At 73.7% G+C, this 3,201-nt stretch carries 1 protein-coding gene; it reads left to right on the top strand.

The features are described from left to right. The coding region (locus tag ACIP4X_RS35680; RefSeq protein ID WP_391460483.1) for an SDR family NAD(P)-dependent oxidoreductase at positions 1-3,201 on the top strand (3,201 nt) is incomplete at both ends.

Below are 3,201 nucleotides of genomic sequence, written 5' to 3'. Positions count from 1 at the left end.
CACCCACCACACCCCCACCTGGCACCTCCCCACCACACCCACCAACCCCCACACCCCCCTCCCCACCTACCCCTTCCAACACCAGCGCTACTGGCCGGAGCCCGCGGCCGAGGTCTCGTCCGCGGCCGACCCGTACGAGGCGCGCTTCTGGGAGGCGGTCGAGCAGGAGGACGCGACGGCGCTCACGACCGCGCTGGACGTGGCCGACGAACGGGAGCGCGATGTGGTCGCCTCCGCCCTGCCGGCGCTGAGGAACTGGCGGCGGCGTACACGGCAGAAGTCGACCGTCGAGTCGTGGCGGTACCGCGTCGTGTGGCGCCGTCTGGGCGTGGTCACCTCCGACCGGTTCGCGGGCAAGTGGCTCGCCGTGGTCCCCGCGGGCTTCGCCGGTGACGCCCGGGTGACGACGACCCTGGACGCCCTGCGGTCGTACGGCGCGGACTGCGTCGTGCTGGAGGCCGGTGACGCGGACCGGGAGGCGCTGGCCGAGCGGTTCACGGCCGAGGGCGTGGCGCAGGCCGGGTACAGCGGCCTGCTGTCGTTCCTCTCCCTGGACGAGCGGCCGCACGCCGCGTTCCCCGCCGTGCCCAATGGCCTGATGCTGCTCTCCGCCCTCGTGCCGGCGCTGGCGGACTGCGGCGTCACCACACCGCTGTGGACCCTCACCTTGGGCGGGGCCGAGGGGGACGACGGTCCGCGGATCAGCCCCGTCGATGCGCTCACCTGGGGCTTCGGCCTGGTGGCGGCGCTGGAGTACCCGCGGCTGTGGGGCGGTCTGGTGGACCTGCCGGCCGAGCCGGACGAGAAGGTGCTGCGCTACCTGGCGGGTGTGCTGCGCGGCCAGGGCGACGAGGATCAGGTCGCCATCCGGAGTTCCGGTGTGTCCGCGCGGCGGCTGGTGCGTGCGCCGCTGGACGAGGCCGCCGTGCGACGGCCCTGGACGCCACGGGGGACGGTGCTGGTCACCGGCGGTACCGGCGGTGTCGGCGGACAGATCGCCCGGTGGCTGGCGACCGCGGGCGCGGAACACCTCCTGCTGGTGAGCCGCCGGGGCGTGGACGGTGAGGGCGTACGTGAGCTGGTGACCGAGCTGGAGGAGCTCGGCACCGCGGTGACGGTGGCCGCGTGCGACGTGGCCGACCGGGACGCCCTGGCCTCGGTGGTGGCGTCGGTGCCGGACGACAGGCCGCTCACCGCCGTGGTGCACGCGGCCGGGCTCGGCCAGCAGAGCGCGATCGCGGAGACCTCGCCGGAGGAGTTCGCGCGGATCGTCGCGGGCAAGGTCGTCGGTGCCCGGAACCTCGACGAGGTGCTCGGCGACTTTCCGCTGGACGCCTTCGTGCTGATCTCGTCCAACGCCGGTGTGTGGGGCGGCGGCGGCCAGGGCGCCTACGCCGCGGCGAACGCCTACCTCGACGCGCTCGCCGTACGGCGTCGCGGCAGCGGCCGTACGGCGACGTCGATCGCCTGGGGCTCCTGGGCCGGGGCCGGGCTCGGCGCGGTGGACGGCGCCGCGGAGCGGCTGAGCCGGCTCGGGGTCACGGCGATGGACCCAGAGCTCGCCGCCCAGTCGCTGGTCCGCTCGGTGGAACGGGACGAGACCGCGGTATCGGTCGCGGACATTCACTGGTCCCGGTTCGCTCCCGGCTTCACATCCGCTCGGCCCAGCCCGCTGCTGACCGAACTGCCCGAGGTGCAGGCGGCGCTGCGGGAACTCGACAGCGCGGCGGGGACCGAGCACTCCGGCTCGGACCTGGCCGGACGGCTCGCCACCCTGCCCGAGGCGGACCGCGAACCCGCGGTGCTGGAGGCGGTGCGGGCGCAGGCGGCGGCCGTGCTCGGCCACCGGGACGCGTCGGCCGTGGACGCGAACACCGCGTTCACGCACCAGGGCTTCGACTCGATGACGGCCGTGCAGCTGCGGAACGCGCTGGTCAAGGACTTCGGGCTGCGGCTGCCGACCACCCTGCTCTTCGACTACCCGACCCCGCGGGACCTAGCCCGTTTCGTGCTGGGCGAGGTCTCGGGCGGCACCGCGGAGCAGGTGCGGGCCGCCGCGGGCGGCCCCGTCGAGGACGACCCGGTCGTGATCGTCGGTATGGCGTGCCGGCTGCCCGGCGGCATCGTCTCACCGAAGGACCTGTGGGAACTGCTGGCCTCGGGCGGGGAGGCGCTGTCCGACTTCCCCACCGACCGCGGCTGGGACATCGAGGCCATCTACGACCCCGAGCCGGGAGTCCCGGGCAAGACGTACACCCGCAGGGGCGGTTTCCTCGACGGTGCCGCGGATTTCGACGCCGCCTTCTTCAAGATCTCTCCGCGTGAGGCGCTGGCGATGGACCCGCAGCACCGGGTGTTCCTGGAGAGTTCGTGGGAGGTCTTCGAGAACGCCGGCGTCGACGTGACGGCCCTGCGCGGCAGCAGGACCGGCGTGTTCGCGGGCGGTTTCCACACCGGGTACACCATCGGCGCGGACCTCATCGACGAGGGCGTGGACGGCTACACCTCGCACAACAACCTGCCCAGTGTGCTGTCGGGCCGGGTGGCGTACACGTTCGGGTTCGAGGGTCCGGCGGTGACCGTGGACACGGCGTGTTCCTCGTCGCTGGTGGCGCTGCACCTGGCCGCGCAGTCCCTGCGCTCCGGTGAGTGCGACCTCGCCCTGGCCGGCGGTGTCGCGGTGATGCCGAGGCCGTCGACGTTCATCGAGTTCTCGCGGCAGCGGGGGCTGGCGCCCGACGGGCGGTGCAAGGCGTTCGCCGCCGCCGCCGACGGCACCGGCTGGTCCGAGGGCGTGGCCCTCATCCTGCTCGAACGCCTCTCCGACGCCCGCCGCAACGGACACACCGTCCTCGCCGTCGTACGAGGAAGCGCGACCAACCAGGACGGCGCCTCCAACGGCCTGACCGCCCCCAACGGCCCCTCTCAGCAGCGGGTCATCCGCCAGGCCCTCGCCAACGCGGGCCTGGGTCCCCGTGACGTCGACGCCGTCGAGGCGCACGGCACCGGCACCGTTCTGGGTGACCCGATCGAGGCCCAGGCCGTGATCAGCACGTACGGGCAGGACCGTGACGAGGGGCAGCCGCTGTGGCTGGGGTCCCTCAAGTCCAACATCGGCCACACCCAGGCCGCCGCGGGTGTCGCCGGGATCATCAAGACGGTCCTGGCCCTGCACCACGGCACCCTCCCGCAGACCCTCCA

The organism is Streptomyces sp. NPDC088817, from assembly GCF_044750345.1.
Classification (GTDB): Bacteria; Actinomycetota; Actinomycetes; order Streptomycetales; family Streptomycetaceae; genus Streptomyces.
This window is presented reverse-complemented; position numbering and strand designations above follow the sequence as displayed.